Source organism: Pseudomonas sp. AMR01 (assembly GCF_041946035.1).
Taxonomy (GTDB): domain Bacteria; phylum Pseudomonadota; class Gammaproteobacteria; order Pseudomonadales; family Pseudomonadaceae; genus Aquipseudomonas; species Aquipseudomonas antarctica_B.
In genome coordinates this window covers 258918-272406 of record NZ_JAUTYR010000004.1, presented here as the reverse complement: position 1 = coordinate 272406, position 13489 = coordinate 258918, and the positions used below count along the sequence as shown (strand labels likewise).

Genomic DNA, 13489 nt, shown 5'->3' with positions numbered 1-13489 from the left:
GCGGATTCAAGGAAAAGCCTTACAGAACGGAGATTTAGGAGCGTAAAAGGAGGAGAAACGAGAGTTTGACGATGTTTTTGACTCAGTAACCGCAGCTAGCTCAGCGAGCTATAGCTTGAAGTTAAAGTAATTTCTTAAGAGTAAGATTTTTTTGGTATTACGAAGATGCATCTGCCAATGATTTGGCAGGGAGGGATTCTTGCGTTACTACCGGGTTTCTGCCCGAGACTCGGACAGAAGGAAAAAAGGTGGAGAGTCGATCTGTAAGCCGGGTTCTGTCTTGAACAGTCATTCGTCTACGATGGCCATCACTGGACATCTTTAGCAACCTACCCGGTCCCAGCGCGGGCCACGCCTTGGGACCCTATTTGGTCTTGCTCCAAGTGGGGTTTACCTAGCCACGAACTGTTGCCAGTCGTGCGGTGCGCTCTTACCGCACCTTTTCACCCTTACCGGCACCGAAGTGCTTAGGCGGTTATTTTCTGTGGCACTTTCCGTAGGCTCACGCCTCCCAGGCATTACCTGGCACTTCGCCCTATGGAGCCCGGACTTTCCTCCCCCCCCTAATTTTCATAGAGGGCAGCGACTGTCCAATCGACTCTCCGCCGCGCAGGTTAACGGCACGGCGGCCTCAGGACAAGTACTAATGCCATCACGTCCAGACGGAATGCCGGTCTGACCCCGGAACTATTCGCCTTTCTGTTTATCCAGCGCCACTTGATACAACACATTCTTGCGCAGGCCAGTAATCTCTGCGGCAAGGGCGGCGGCACGCTTGAGCGGCATTTCCTTAAGCAGCAGATCCAGGATGCGCAGGGCTTCGCTACCAACCGCATCTTCATTTTCAGGTGCGGTCCAGCCCGCCACCAGCACCACACATTCGCCACGCTGCTGATTGCTGTCACCTTCGACGAAGGCGCGCAGCGCTTCCAGCGGCAAGCCCTTGAGGGTTTCAAAGGTCTTGGTCAACTCACGCGCCAGCAGCGCCAGGCGCTCGCCACCGAACACCAGCTCCATGTCCTGCAGGCATTCAAGGATGCGATGCGGCGCTTCGTAGAAGATCAGGGTGCGCGGCTCTTCCTTGAGGGCCTGAAGGCGCGCGCGGCGCCCCACGGCCTTGGCGGGCAGGAAACCTTCAAAAATGAAGCGGTCCGACGGCAAGCCGGCAGCGGATAATGCTGCAATCAGCGCGCACGCCCCCGGAACAGGCACTACATTGATACCTGCGGCCCGCGCTTGGCGGACCAAGTGGTAACCCGGATCGGAAATCAGCGGTGTACCGGCATCGGAGATCAGCGCCACGTCGTCGCCTGCCAACAGGCGGGTGATAAAACGGCTGCCTTCCTCGCGCTCGTTATGCTCGTGGCACGCGGCTAGTGGCGTGCTGATACCAAAATGCTGCATCAACCGCTGGGAATGCCGAGTGTCTTCCGCCGCGACCAGTTTAACGTCGCGTAACACTTTCAACGCCCGAGCACTGATGTCGTCCAGGTTGCCAATGGGCGTCGCCACGACAAAAAGCGAGCCTGCAGTGGAATTCAAAGGACCTGGAGCAGTCAAAACGCACACCTCGATGGTTGAGAAAAATCGCATTGTAGCGCGTAGGCGCTTCGATACCATGCCCTCGAGATCAACCGTGGATGCACGCTCGTAACAATTGCACGATCTAAATCAACGGTTTCACGCCACTAACATCGCGCCTGGGCCAGTGCTTGGGTACACTTCCACGCTAATTTGTTCGGTATCAGGAACGCTTACATGATCGCTTGCCTGCGGCTGCTCTCCGCCCTCTGCCTCGCTGCCTTACTGGCCGCGTGTGCCAGCTCGCCCTCGTCGAGCCTTGGCGACCTTCCACGGACCCCGGATGCCAGTATCGAGCAACTGCTTGAACAGGCTGCCTCCGCCAGTACCCCGGAAAAGGCAGCGTTACTGCGCCTGAGTGCGGCCGACCTGGCGTTCCACCAGAACAACCCTGGCCGCTCGTCGCAGATTCTTGCGCAGGTTCCCTTGGTTACCCTGAAGCCGGCCGCGCAAATCTTCGCCAGCACCCTGGCCGCCGAATTGGCCATGGCGCGCAACCAGCCAAAAGCCGCGCTGGCGGCCTTGAACCACCCAAGCCTGCAAAGCCTGAAGGAACTGCCGACTGACCAGCAGATCCGTACTGGCACCGTGCATGCCCGCGCTTATGAAGCCGATGGTCAGACCCTGGCCGCCGCTCGCGAGCGTGTTGCCCTGGCGCCACTGCTCACTGGCGAGGCTGCCGCGAGCAACCACGAAGCCATTTGGACACTGATTGCCGCACTGCCAGCCGAACAGCTGCAAGCCAGCGGCAATCAGATTCTTGATGGCTGGATCAGCCTGGCCCAAGCGATCAAAGGCGCCGGCACCCTGGAGCAACAGCAAGCCGCCATTGATACCTGGCGCGCGCAGAACCCAGGGCATCCGGCGGCAGTGAACCTGCCCTCCCCGCTGACCAAACTCAAGGAACTGGCCAGCCAGCCCCTGAACAAGATTGCCGTGCTGCTGCCACAAGATGGCCCGCTGGCATCGGTCGGCAAGGCATTGCGCGAAGGCTTTATGGCCGCGCACTTCCAGGCCGAACAAGCCGGGCAGAAACCGCCAGTTATTGAGTTCTTTGACAGCTCGCGCCTGACGTCCCTTGATGATTTCTACGCCAAGGCCCAGGCCGCCGGTGTGCAACTGGTCGTCGGCCCGCTGGAAAAACCGCTGGTCAAACAGCTGAGCGCACGCCCACAACTGCCCATCACGACCCTGGCGCTGAACTACAGCGAAGCCGAACAAAACCCGCCGCAGCTGTTCCAGTTCGGCCTGGCGGCTGAAGACGAAGCCCGTGAAGTGTCGCGCCGCGCCCGCGCCGACGGCCTGCACCGCGCCGCTGCCATGGTGCCGCGTGGTGAGTGGGGCGAGCGTGTCTACAAGGCTTTCCGTCAGGATTGGGAAGCAAATGGTGGCACCGTTGTTGGCGTTGAATACGTTGACCAGCCGGTGGCCCTCGCCCAGCAGATTGCCGACCTGTTCCAACTGCGTAAAAGCGAAGGCCGCGCCAAGAGCCTGCAAAGCGCCGTCGGTACTGACGTAGCCGCGCAACCTTCACGTCGCCAGGACATCGAGTTCATCTTCATGGCCGTGCCGCCGCAACTGGCCCAGCAGATCAAGCCGACCCTGAACTTCCAGTACGCCGGTGATGTGCCTGTGTACGCCACCTCACACGTATTCAGCGCCAGCGGCGACAAGAACCAGTACCTGGACATGACCAACGTCATGTTCTGCGAAACCCCTTGGCTGCTTAACACCACTGACCCGCTGCGTAACCAGGTTGCCGCACAATGGCCGCAGGCCAATGGCAGCCTCGGCCGTCTGTACGCGATGGGCGTTGACGCCTACCGCCTGGCTCCGCGCCTGGGTCAACTGAAGGCGCTGCCGGATACGCGCATTGACGGTCTTTCGGGCAGCCTGGGCATCAACGCCAACCAGCGCGTTGACCGCCAGTTGCCATGGGCCAAGTTCGTCGGCGGCGATATCCAGCGCCTGCCGGACACCCCGCGCTAATGCCCGAGCGGTCCCGCGCGCAAACCGGCAAGGACGCCGAACTTCAAGCGCTCGCGTATCTGCAAAGCCAAGGTCTGCGCCTTCTGGCGCAGAACTGGTTGTGTAAACGCGGTGAGCTTGATCTGGTCATGCTTGACGGCGATACAGTAGTATTCGTCGAAGTGCGCTACAGAAAACACGCACAATGGGGTGGCGCGCTCGCCAGTATCGACGGGCGCAAGCGTCAGAAGCTGATATTCGCCGCGCAGTATTTTTTGCTGAAAGAGCATCGCTGGGCTGACTCACCCTGCCGTTTCGATGTGGTTGCCATAGAAAGCACACCGTCTGGCACAGCTGATCTGAACTGGCTCAAAAATGCCTTCGACAGCTGATTCACCGGACATCTTCACCACACACTTTTGCTCTTTGCTTTGCGGGCTGCACATTCCTGTGCCAAACAGCCGCGCTACTTAAGGTCACACAGATGGACATGCAATCCCGAATTCGCCAGCTTTTCCAGGCCAGCATCGACACCAAGCAACAGGCGATGGACGTACTTGCACCGCACATCGAGCAAGCCAGTCAGGTCATGGTCAATGCCTTGCTCAACGAGGGCAAAATGCTTTCGTGCGGCAACGGCGGTTCGGCCGGTGATGCCCAGCACTTCTCCTCCGAGCTGCTCAACCGCTTCGAGCGCGAGCGCCCGAGCCTGCCGGCCATTGCCTTGACCACTGACTCGTCTACGATCACCTCGATCGCCAACGACTACAGCTACAACGAAATCTTCTCCAAGCAGATTCGCGCCCTGGGTCAACCAGGCGATGTGCTGCTGGCGATTTCCACCAGTGGCAACTCGGCCAATATTATTCAAGCGATCCAGGCCGCACATGATCGCGAAATGATTGTCGTAGCATTGACCGGACGCGACGGCGGCGGCATGGCCTCGCTGTTGCTGCCTGAGGACGTGGAGATTCGCGTCCCGGCCAACGTCACCGCACGTATCCAGGAAGTCCACCTGCTGGCGATCCACTGCCTGTGCGATCTGATCGACAGCCAACTGTTCGGGAGTGAAGAATGACCGTTAACCGCCTCAGCCTTTTGGCCATTACGCTGTGCGTCGCCATCAGCGGCTGCAGCACGGCAATCACCGCCACACGTGACACCCCCATCCAGGACGACAAGGGCACACGCACCTTCGGCAGCACCATTGATGACTCGCTGATCGAAACCAAGGTCAAGGTCAACGTCGCCAAGGCCGCTACCGATTTGGGTAATGGTGCGTCACGCATTGTGGTAACCAGCTTCAACGGCGTGGTATTGCTCGCCGGCCAAACCCCGCGTGCCGACCTCAAGGCCCAGGCTGAACAAGCAGCCTCGAGCGTACAACGGGTGAAAAAGGTCAACAATGAATTGCAGGTCATGGACCCGATCACGCTGCTGGCTATCAGCAACGATGCATTGCTGACCACCAAGATCAAGACGCAGATGCTCACCGACAGCGCTGTTCCAGGCTCACGGATCAAAATCGTCACCGATAACGGCATCGTCTACATGATGGGCCTTTTGACTCAGGCGGAAGCCACCCGCGCATCCAACCTGGTACAGGGCGTGTCCGGGGTACAAAAAATTGTGAAGCTGTTCGAATACATCGACTGATGTAAACCGCAGCCATAAAAAAGGGCGCCGTGCATTGACTGCACGGCGCCCTTTTTAGTGGCCAGCGTTTATTGATACTGCTGGTACGGGTTGCCCTGGTACTGGTTATTTTGCTGTGGCGCTTGCTGTTGCTGCTGTTGGCCAGCGGGTTGGCCATATTGCTGGCCAGGGATCGGGCCGAGGTTGACCTCTACGCGGCGGTTCTGGGCGCGACCATTTACGTCGGCGTTGCTGGCAATCGGGTTATCCGGGCCGGCACCGCGCGCGCTCAGGTTGGTCGGGCTGACGCCTTGGGAAGTCAGGTAGTTGGCCACGCTCTGCGCACGGCGCTGGGACAGGTCCATGTTCAGTTGACGGCTGCCGGTGCTGTCGGTGTAACCCACGATCTGGATGGTGTTCTGGTTGAACTGCTTGAGCGAGCCCGCCAGGTTGTTCAGCGGCGTGTAGAAGCTGCTCGCGATAGCATCAGAGTTGGTGGCGAAGGTGATGTTGCCCGGCATGATCAGTTTGATCTGGTCGCCCTGACGCTGCACTTCAACCCCGGTGTTGGCCATGCTCTCGCGCAGTTTCTTTTCCTGCTGGTCGGCGTAGTAGCCATAACCGGCGGCGCCGATGCCTGCGATAGCACCACCGATCAGTGCGCCCTTGCCACGGTTGTTATGGTCGATGGCGGCACCGGCCAACGCACCGGCCAGAGCACCCAGCCCGCCGTATTTAGCGGTTTTGCTGATGCCGCCTTGGGAACCGTTATTCGCCTGCCCCTGGCTGCCGTCATAAGGATTAGGTGAAGCGCAGCCCGACAACAAGGCTACGGCGGTTGCAACAACAAGAAGACGACGCGGAGTGAACATGAAGGGAGCTCCTACTTTTGCATTCTGTGGTGCAAAGGACATTGGCAATGGGCCTGTGCCGAGTTTGGAACGCGACAAAGGGTAAAAATTCCGTGGCCACTTTCCCGACTGTTACAAAACATGAGCCAGTATGACCGCTACAGAAACCGTAGCAGACGCAGGCTGAACGCGAGCTGCTACGACGATTCTTTGTATAGAACATACCCTGCCGCCGTGGTTATTCCCTACGCCCGAACAAACGGGTTCTCACGCATCTCATCGCCCAGACGGGTGTCCGGCCCGTGCCCGGTAACCACCGTCGCGCCCTCGTCCAGCGTGTACAGACGTTGCTTGATCGAACGCACGATCGTCGCCTGGTCACCTCCCCACAGGTCGGTACGCCCCACGCCCCGCTTGAACAACGTGTCGCCGGCGATCAATAGCTTGGCATCGGCGAACCAGAAACTCATCGACCCCGGCGTGTGCCCCGGCGTATGCAAGGCCACGCCGCAACCGCATGCGAGTTCTTCTTCATCTTCCAGCCAACGGTCCGGCGAAGGTACCGGCGTGTAGGGCACTCGAAACATCTGGCATTGCATCTCCAGATTGTCCCAAAGGAATTGGTCCTCCTTGTGCAGATGCAACGTGGCGCCAGTCTTCTCCTTCAGCTGGCCTGAGGCCAGGAAGTGATCCAGATGGGCATGGGTATGGATGATGCTCACCACCTTGAGCCCCAGCGCATCGAGACGGGCCAGGATCAGCTCGTGGTTGCCGCCCGGATCGACCACAATGGCCTTTTTAGTAACGGGGTCACCGATGATGGTGCAGTTGCACTGCAACGGGCCGACGGGAAAGGTTTCGCGAATCAGCGCGGTTTTTTCAAGAATCATGGGCGTTCCTGCAAGCTCTATGGCACATTCCTGACGCAGTATGGTTGAGGTTGCCCCCGCTTCGGAAGGGATCAAACCAGCTGCTAAGCTGTTCAGGCGCCATTGAACCCACAGCAATCAACGTCCGCAGCGCGTCGCGCCTGGAGCAAGACATATGGCGAATCAACGGGTCATCTGCGAACACTGCGACTGCGTGTACGACAAAGTCACGCTCGCCAAACATCAAAAAGCCCTATGCGTACGTTGCGAGGGCGTCATTCAGCGCTACAACGGTCTGTCGGTGCAGCAGCGTCTCGCCCTGACGGTCACCGCTGCGGTGCTGTGGACCTTTGCCAATTTTTACCCGGTGATGAGCATCAGCCTGCAGGGCCTGAGAAACAGCGCGACCCTGTGGGATTCGGTGGTTGCGCTGAGCCTGGGGCCGATCACCTTTATCGCTTTGGTGGCGGCCATTTCCATCATCATCGCGCCAGTGTTTCAACTGCTGTTGCTGGCCTGGGTGTTGAGCTTTGCCCTGACCGGCCGGCGCTCACCGGCGTTCAAAGTGTGCATGCGCTGGCTGGAAGCACTCAGGCCGTGGAGCATGCTGGAGGTCTGCCTGCTCGGCGCGATGGTCGCCGTGTTCAAGCTGGCTGGCATGCTCGAGGTAGTGCCCGGTATCGGCCTGTTCGCATTGGCCGTTCTGAGCCTGTTGCTGATCCGCATTGCGGGGCGCGATGTGCGCGATTTGTGGGACACCGTATGAACGCGCCGCCGACCGCCCGCGAGCTGAACCTGTGCCTGTGCCACGCGTGCGGCCAACCCTGCGACATGAGCGCCGAACCTACCGAGTGCGACCGCTGCGGCGCACCGCTGCACCGGCGCAAGGTGCAGTCACTGACGCGCACCTGGGCCTACATGCTCACGGCACTGGCCTTTTATGTCCCGGCGAATTTGTTGCCGGTGATGAACACTACGATGCTCGGTTCAGGCGCTGACAGCACCATCATGAGCGGCGTGCTGGAGTTCTGGCAGCATGGCGCCTGGGACATCGCGCTGATCATTTTCATCGCGAGCATTGCGGTGCCGGGCATCAAGTTCGTGTCGCTCACGCTGCTGCTGGTCACCGTGCAGCGCAACAGCCTCTGGGCGCGCAAGCAGCGTTCGAAGCTGTTCCGATTCGTCGAACTTATTGGCTACTGGTCGATGCTCGATGTGATCGTGGTGGCGCTGGTGGCCGCACTGGTAAAGTTCCAGGCGCTGGGCACCATCGAGCCCCGCCTGGGTATTCTGTTTTTTGGCTTGGTGGTCGTGTTTACGATGCTGGCGGCCATGAGTTTCGACCCACGGCTGATCTGGGAAAACCCACACAATAAGGAACTCTCGGATGACGTCGCCCAACACTGAACCCCGCCCAGGAACTCCCGCGATCAAGACGCGGCGCTTCAGCGTTTCGCTGGTGTGGATCGTGCCGATTGTTGCGGTGCTGGTGGGTATTTCGCTGGTGGTGCACAGCGTGCTGCAACAAGGCCCGACCATTGTGCTCAACTTCAAGACCGGCAGCGGCCTGGTCGCCAACAAAACCGAAGTCAAATACCGCAGCGTGGTGATCGGCCAAGTCTCCGACGTGGCCTTGAGCGATGACCAGAAAAGCGTCAACGCCACCATCAAGCTGGCCAAGCAGGCTGAAAGCTTCACTCGCGAAGATTCAAAGTTCTGGGTAGTCCGGCCGCGTATCGGCGCAGGCGGCGTGTCGGGCATCGATACCTTGCTGTCCGGCGACTATATCGGTGCCGACATCGGCCAATCCGACACTCGCGCCAAACAGTTCAAAGGCCTGGAAAACCCGCCGCCCATCACCTATGGCGAGCCGGGCAAACGTTTCACCCTGCATACCCAGGGCCTGGGTTCCCTGGATATCGGCTCACCGGTGTATTACCGCAAAATTCAGGTCGGCCAGGTCGTGGCCTATGAGCTGGATGACGATGGTAAAGGCGTGAATATCGAAATCTTCGTGCATGCACCGAATGATGTGTATGTCACCGACAACACGCGGTTCTGGAATGCCAGCGGTATTGATCTCAGCGTCGGCGCCAATGGGTTTGCGCTGAAAACCGAGTCGTTGTCGTCGATGCTGGCCGGGGGCATCGCGTTTCAGGCGCCGCCCTACAGCCCCAATGACACGCCGGCCGCCGAAGATCACGCCTACGAGCTGTTCGACGACCAGCAAAGCGCCCTCGCCCCGCCGAACGGCCAAGGGCAGTACATGAGTTTGCGCTTTGATCAGGCACTGCGCGGTCTGAAAGTCGGCGCGCCGGTAGAATTCCTCGGCGTCGAATTCGGCAAAGTCGTGTCGATCAATCTGGATTTCGACGCCAAGAAACGCAGCTTTCCCATCGACGTCGGCATCGTGATTTATCCACAGTTGCTCGGGGAGGCCAACACCAAGCTGCTCAAGGCCACGAACCATGACCCCAACGATGAAGCGGGCGGTGTGCGCTTGATCGGCTCCTTTATCGAAAACGGCCTGCGCGCTCAGGCCCGCAGCGGCAACCTGCTGACCGGCCAGCTGTACATCGCCCTGGATTTTTACCCGAAAGCCGAAAAAGTCGCGTTTGACCCGAGCCTGCGCCCGGTCAGCATTCCGACGATCCCCGGCAACCTGGAGCAGTTGCAGGAAAAACTGGAAGGCATCGTCAACAAGCTCAACCAACTGCCGATCGAGCGCATCGCCGGCAACCTTGACGGCAGTCTCGTCGAGTTGCGCAAAGGCCTCGGCCAATTCAACGCCAAGACCCTGCCCGGCGTGCAAAGCACCTTGGGTGAGGTGAGCAAGACCTTGCAATCGGCCAACTCGACCCTGGCCGAAGATTCGCCGCAACGCGAACAACTGACGCAAACCTTGGACGAACTGGCACGCATGTCGCGCTCCTTGCGCGAGCTGTCGGACTACCTTGGCCGCCACCCAGAGTCGCTGATTCGCGGTCGGCCGGACAACGCCGCGCCCTCTGACCTGCAAGGGCCACCCCGCAAATGAGCATTGGAGCAGCCATGACATTTCCGTTGAAGATCACCCTGGTCAGTGCGGTGCTGCTACTTGCGGCCTGCCGCAGTGAGCCGATTGCGTTCCACACCCTGACCCCAGTGCACTGGAATAACAGCACTCAAGCACAGGCAAGCGATATCCGCATTGAAAGCATCAGCGTGCCGCCCCAAGTCGACCGCGCACAGATCGTGATTCGCCAAGGTGATAGTGGCGTGGCGATTCTTGAAACCCAGTGGTGGGCTGCAACCTTGGCCGATGAGCTGAAAAGCGCGCTGGTGGATCAGTTGGCAAACAGTCATGCCCGGCAACCCGTGTCGTTGCGCGTTGAGGTACAACGCTTTGACTCGGTGCCCGGTCAGTACGCGCTGCTCGACGTGAAATGGCGGTTGCGGCAAACGGGTGATAGTGCTCGCGCGCCGCTGACGTGCCGCAGTACCTTGCAGTCGCCGGCTGGCCCGACGATTGATGACGTGGTGGCTGCCCATCAGAACAATCTCAAGCGCTTCGCCGCCTTGGTCAGCAAAACCGCTGACACGTCGCTGACAACGTGCCCAACTGCGCCGCAGTAAACAGGTGGGAGCTGGCTGGGTACATCAGGCGTACAGAGTTGATGCCATCGCAGGCAAGCTCCCACAGGACATCAGGTCAGTAAACCCATCGACTTGGCGCGCGCCACTGCCTGGGTGCGCCGCTCCACGCCCAGCTTGCTGTTGATGTGGCTGGCGTGGGTTTTCACTGTGTGCAGCGAAATAAACAACTGATTGCTGATCTCCTGGTTTGAGCAACCTTGAGCGATAAGTTGCAGCACCGCCAGCTCGCGGGTGCTGAGGGTTTCGTGGGTGGGCGGAGTCTCGATGGCCGCAACTGCCGGCAGCAGCGCCAACAGGCTTTGGTTGAGCACGCTGTGCGGGTGTTTGGCTAGGTGTTCGCGCATCCAGTCGGGGTAACTTTCCAGCAAGCGCTGGAACGGTTGCAGCGCGCCACCCGCTCCGGCCTCAAGTGCCTGTGCCAGAATCGGCCGCGCCTTGGCTTCGTGGCCACACGCCAACAATAAATGCGCCTGCTGGGTCAGGGCCATCAAGGCAATCATCTGGCGGCCACTGTTCTGCGCTTGCTGCGCCAGTTCTTCAAGACGTTGCAGCGCTGCGCCGGGCTGATGAAGGGTGGCGTCCAGCGCGGCTTGTTGCAACCCGATGTGTTGCGGCAGGTGTGGATGAAACTCCGGTGCGGCGGCGGCATGTTCGCCGTTGTAGGTTTGCCCAAGCCGCGTCAGCCAGGCATCGGCCAGGTCGGTGCGCCCTTGGGCCAGCCACAGCTCGCATTTGATCAGGGTGATCATCGCCAGGTAGTAGATCGGCGGCACGTCCCAGATGTGCATCAGGCGCTCTGCTTCGGCGAGTTCGGCGAACGCCTTGGCGAAATCATTGCGCCGCCCTTCGAAGTTGGCGATCACGCAATGCCCGATCAGCACGCTGATGTCCCGGCAGGCTCGGGCTTCGGTGAGCCCCGCGCGCAAGCGGGCAAGGCCGGCTTCTGGCTGACAGCGCACCAACAGCAAAAAGCCTTCGTAAAGAGATAAGCGCGCGCGAACCGCGTACAGCCGCTGGGGCGCCAGGCCGTGCAAGCGCTGCAGGCCTTGGTGCACTTCATCGAGGGCGCGCAGAATTTCGCCCCGGGCTTGCAGGACGCGTGCGCGGTCGTAATGGGCCAGTGCTTCAAACAGCGGATTGCCGACGCGCTGCGCCAGTTCCAGGGATTCGCGGTTCAAGCCGCGGGCACGCCACAGGTCGGCATCCACAATAGCCAGATTGGACAGGGTCGACAGGCACATCAGACGCTGGCCATAGCGCTTTTGCGGCAGGCTTTCCAGCGCCTCGCTGCAATAGCGCTGGGTCAATTCACGATCCCCACGGCCCCGGGCGATGATCCCGCTCAGCGCCAGCCATTGGGCCAGCATGGATTTTTGCGCGGTGGCTGACGGCGCCGGCAGAAAGCGGCTCAGATAACCGGAAAGTTCTTCCGCCGCATCCAACTGGCAGGCCAGGCCCAAGGCCCAGCTGTAGAGCACGATCAAGCGCGGCGTGCTGATCAGCAGGCTGTCGGGCAGGTCCATCTTCCAGCGCAGCAACATGCCGACATTCTGTTCGGCGAGCAGTTGCTCCTCCGACAGGTTTTGCACCAGGTTGGCTGCCACATCCAGATGACCCGCACGCAACGCCTGCTCCACTGCTTCATCGATCAAGCCCTGAGCATTGAACCAACGGCAGGCGCGCAGGTGCAGGCTGGCGATCGGCAAGGTTGCACTGCTCGCCCGGCGGGTACGCAACAAATCGGAGAACAGGTGGTGGTAGCGGAACCAGTGGCCACTGTCGTCCAGCGGCACCAGAAAAACCTGATGGGCCTTCAAGTAACGCAGGATTTCTGCGCTGTCGTGAGCATCGCGCACCGCGTCGCACAGTTCGCTGCAAAAACGCTCCTGCGGGGCGGTGTCGTAGAGGAACGCCTGGACTTCTGCGGGCAGGCAGTCGATGACTTCCTCGAGCAGATAATCGCGAATCAACCCTTCGCCACCGTGCAGGTTGTGTGGCAGCGCGCCTTCAGTGCCCGCTTCGGAGATCGCCAATAGCCAGAAGCGCAGGCCCGCCACCCACCCTTCGCTGCGGCGGATGAGGTTTTCCAATGCCTCGCCGCGCAGCGAGTTGCTGTGCTTGTCCAGCACGGCCAGCGACTCATCGTGGGTCAGGCGCAGGTCTTGTTCGTGCAGCTCCAGCAGGTGCCGCGAGAGCCGCAGCCGCGCCAGGTGCCAGTCGGGGCGCTGGCGGCTGGTGACCAACACCACCAGACCATCGGGCAAATGATTGAGGAAAAATTGCAGGCAGCGATCCAGCACCGGGCCTTGGGCGAGGTGGTAGTCATCCAGCACCAGCAGCAAGGGCGCGCGCGTGGACAGGTGCTCAGCCAGCTCGTCGAGCAAGCCGTCGAGCCACTCTTCAAAGGCAAAGGGCTGATGACGCTGACGCATTTTCAGCAAGCCCAGGGATTGGGCTCCGATTTGAGGAAAATACTGTTGCAAACCGTCGAGCAGGCGCTCAAGAAAACGGCCGGGGTCGTTGTCCCGAGGGCTCAGGCCCAGCCACAGGCTGTGCCAATGGGCGGGCAGGCTTTGGCAGAACTCCACCGCCAACGAACTTTTGCCGAACCCTGCCGGTGCGCTGACCAGCAGCAATCGCCCTTCCAGGCCAGCGCTCAGCCGCTCGCACAGGCGCGGGCGCAGCACGTAGCCGTCGGGCAGCGGTGGCCTGTAAAAGCGTGCTTCCAATGATGGAATAACCGCGCTGGCAGGCCCTTGGATTCGGGACAGATCAGTCATCGCCGGGCTCTTGTAGAAGGCTGTTGTCGGCATTGCAGATGTCCGCAGACTAGCGGTAAAAGCGGCGAGGTTGTAGATCTTTGCAACATTTGCCTGAAAAAGAACTGCGACAAAAAATATCCCGATGCCCACCCCAAACAAAAATGTGGGAGGAAGCCAGTGTGAGAGC

General features: G+C 60.2%; 12 protein-coding genes and 1 other RNA gene. 8 read left to right on the top strand and 5 right to left on the bottom strand.

All coding sequences use genetic code 11. The annotated features are described in order from the left end of the window. Window positions 1-248 precede the first annotated feature (248 nt). Together rnpB and rsmI are read right to left on the bottom strand one after the other, a co-directional pair. Window positions 249-602, bottom strand: an RNA gene (gene rnpB / locus Q7C20_RS06435) — RNase P RNA component class A. A gap of 85 nt (window positions 603-687) precedes the next feature. Continuing rightward, complete coding sequence (gene rsmI, locus Q7C20_RS06430) at window positions 688-1593, bottom strand: 16S rRNA (cytidine(1402)-2'-O)-methyltransferase (protein ID WP_348061365.1); 906 nt, start codon at window positions 1591-1593, stop codon at window positions 688-690. Between the two features lie 165 nt (window positions 1594-1758). Between rsmI and Q7C20_RS06425 the strand changes: the two genes are divergently transcribed. From Q7C20_RS06425 to Q7C20_RS06410, 4 genes are all read left to right on the top strand, one after another. Then, window positions 1759-3570 (top strand): penicillin-binding protein activator, encoded by a 1812-nt coding sequence (locus Q7C20_RS06425; RefSeq protein ID WP_375066412.1) that lies wholly within the window; start codon window positions 1759-1761, stop codon window positions 3568-3570. Then, window positions 3570-3941 carry a YraN family protein gene (locus tag Q7C20_RS06420; RefSeq protein WP_375066410.1) on the top strand — a complete coding sequence of 124 codons (372 nt, stop codon included), beginning with the start codon at window positions 3570-3572 and terminating at the stop codon, window positions 3939-3941. Before Q7C20_RS06425 ends, Q7C20_RS06420 begins: the two co-directional genes overlap by 1 nt. Window positions 3942-4033: 92 nt before the next feature. Then, window positions 4034-4627, top strand: coding sequence for a phosphoheptose isomerase (locus Q7C20_RS06415; protein WP_007904374.1), 594 nt, complete (start codon window positions 4034-4036; stop codon window positions 4625-4627). Continuing rightward, window positions 4624-5205, top strand: a complete 582-nt coding sequence (locus Q7C20_RS06410) for a BON domain-containing protein (RefSeq protein WP_375066404.1) — start codon at window positions 4624-4626, stop codon at window positions 5203-5205. Before Q7C20_RS06415 ends, Q7C20_RS06410 begins: the two co-directional genes overlap by 4 nt. Before the next feature lie 68 nt (window positions 5206-5273). Here the strand turns inward: Q7C20_RS06410 and Q7C20_RS06405 are convergent, their stop codons facing one another. Both Q7C20_RS06405 and Q7C20_RS06400 read right to left on the bottom strand, forming a co-directional pair. Then, window positions 5274-6056: an OmpA family protein gene (locus Q7C20_RS06405; RefSeq protein WP_348061904.1), complete on the bottom strand. Its 783-nt coding sequence runs from the start codon at window positions 6054-6056 to the stop codon at window positions 5274-5276. Window positions 6057-6280: 224 nt separating this feature from the next. Further along, the gene (locus Q7C20_RS06400) at window positions 6281-6925 is read right to left on the bottom strand and encodes an MBL fold metallo-hydrolase (RefSeq protein ID WP_348061905.1); all 645 of its coding nucleotides are present in this window, start codon (window positions 6923-6925) and stop codon (window positions 6281-6283) included. A 154-nt stretch (window positions 6926-7079) separates the two neighbouring features. Here Q7C20_RS06400 and Q7C20_RS06395 point away from each other — a divergent pair, with 154 nt between their 5' ends. From Q7C20_RS06395 to Q7C20_RS06380, 4 genes are read left to right on the top strand one after another with little or no spacing between them, the layout of a single operon-like run. Beyond that, the gene (locus Q7C20_RS06395; protein ID WP_348061906.1) at window positions 7080-7670 is read left to right on the top strand and encodes a paraquat-inducible protein A; all 591 of its coding nucleotides are present in this window, start codon (window positions 7080-7082) and stop codon (window positions 7668-7670) included. Next, window positions 7667-8311, top strand: coding sequence for a paraquat-inducible protein A (locus tag Q7C20_RS06390; protein WP_375066401.1), 645 nt, complete (start codon window positions 7667-7669; stop codon window positions 8309-8311). The genes Q7C20_RS06395 and Q7C20_RS06390 overlap by 4 nt, the downstream gene beginning before the upstream one ends. Then, entirely contained in the window at window positions 8292-9941 is a 1650-nt protein-coding gene (locus Q7C20_RS06385) for an intermembrane transport protein PqiB (RefSeq protein WP_375066399.1), read from the top strand. Before Q7C20_RS06390 ends, Q7C20_RS06385 begins: the two co-directional genes overlap by 20 nt. Before the next feature lie 14 nt (window positions 9942-9955). After that, entirely contained in the window at window positions 9956-10519 is a 564-nt protein-coding gene (locus Q7C20_RS06380) for a membrane integrity-associated transporter subunit PqiC (RefSeq protein ID WP_375066397.1), read from the top strand. Window positions 10520-10590: 71 nt separating this feature from the next. Here Q7C20_RS06380 and Q7C20_RS06375 read toward each other — a convergent pair whose 3' ends face one another. After that, window positions 10591-13320, bottom strand: coding sequence for a LuxR C-terminal-related transcriptional regulator (locus Q7C20_RS06375; RefSeq protein ID WP_375066395.1), 2730 nt, complete (start codon window positions 13318-13320; stop codon window positions 10591-10593). Window positions 13321-13489: the final 169 nt, after the last annotated feature.

Excerpts from the sequence above, each read along its gene's own strand:
- rsmI (WP_348061365.1), bottom strand. The coding sequence starts at position 1,593 with ATGCGATTTTTCTCAACCATCGAGGTGTGCGTTTTGACTGCTCCAGGT.
- Q7C20_RS06425 (WP_375066412.1), top strand. The coding sequence starts at position 1,759 with ATGATCGCTTGCCTGCGGCTGCTCTCCGCCCTCTGCCTCGCTGCCTTA.
- Q7C20_RS06420 (WP_375066410.1), top strand. The coding sequence starts at position 3,570 with ATGCCCGAGCGGTCCCGCGCGCAAACCGGCAAGGACGCCGAACTTCAA.
- Q7C20_RS06415 (WP_007904374.1), top strand. The coding sequence starts at position 4,034 with ATGGACATGCAATCCCGAATTCGCCAGCTTTTCCAGGCCAGCATCGAC.
- Q7C20_RS06410 (WP_375066404.1), top strand. The coding sequence starts at position 4,624 with ATGACCGTTAACCGCCTCAGCCTTTTGGCCATTACGCTGTGCGTCGCC.
- Q7C20_RS06405 (WP_348061904.1), bottom strand. The coding sequence starts at position 6,056 with ATGTTCACTCCGCGTCGTCTTCTTGTTGTTGCAACCGCCGTAGCCTTG.
- Q7C20_RS06400 (WP_348061905.1), bottom strand. The coding sequence starts at position 6,925 with ATGATTCTTGAAAAAACCGCGCTGATTCGCGAAACCTTTCCCGTCGGC.
- Q7C20_RS06395 (WP_348061906.1), top strand. The coding sequence starts at position 7,080 with ATGGCGAATCAACGGGTCATCTGCGAACACTGCGACTGCGTGTACGAC.
- Q7C20_RS06390 (WP_375066401.1), top strand. The coding sequence starts at position 7,667 with ATGAACGCGCCGCCGACCGCCCGCGAGCTGAACCTGTGCCTGTGCCAC.
- Q7C20_RS06385 (WP_375066399.1), top strand. The coding sequence starts at position 8,292 with ATGACGTCGCCCAACACTGAACCCCGCCCAGGAACTCCCGCGATCAAG.
- Q7C20_RS06380 (WP_375066397.1), top strand. The coding sequence starts at position 9,956 with ATGACATTTCCGTTGAAGATCACCCTGGTCAGTGCGGTGCTGCTACTT.
- Q7C20_RS06375 (WP_375066395.1), bottom strand. The coding sequence starts at position 13,320 with ATGACTGATCTGTCCCGAATCCAAGGGCCTGCCAGCGCGGTTATTCCA.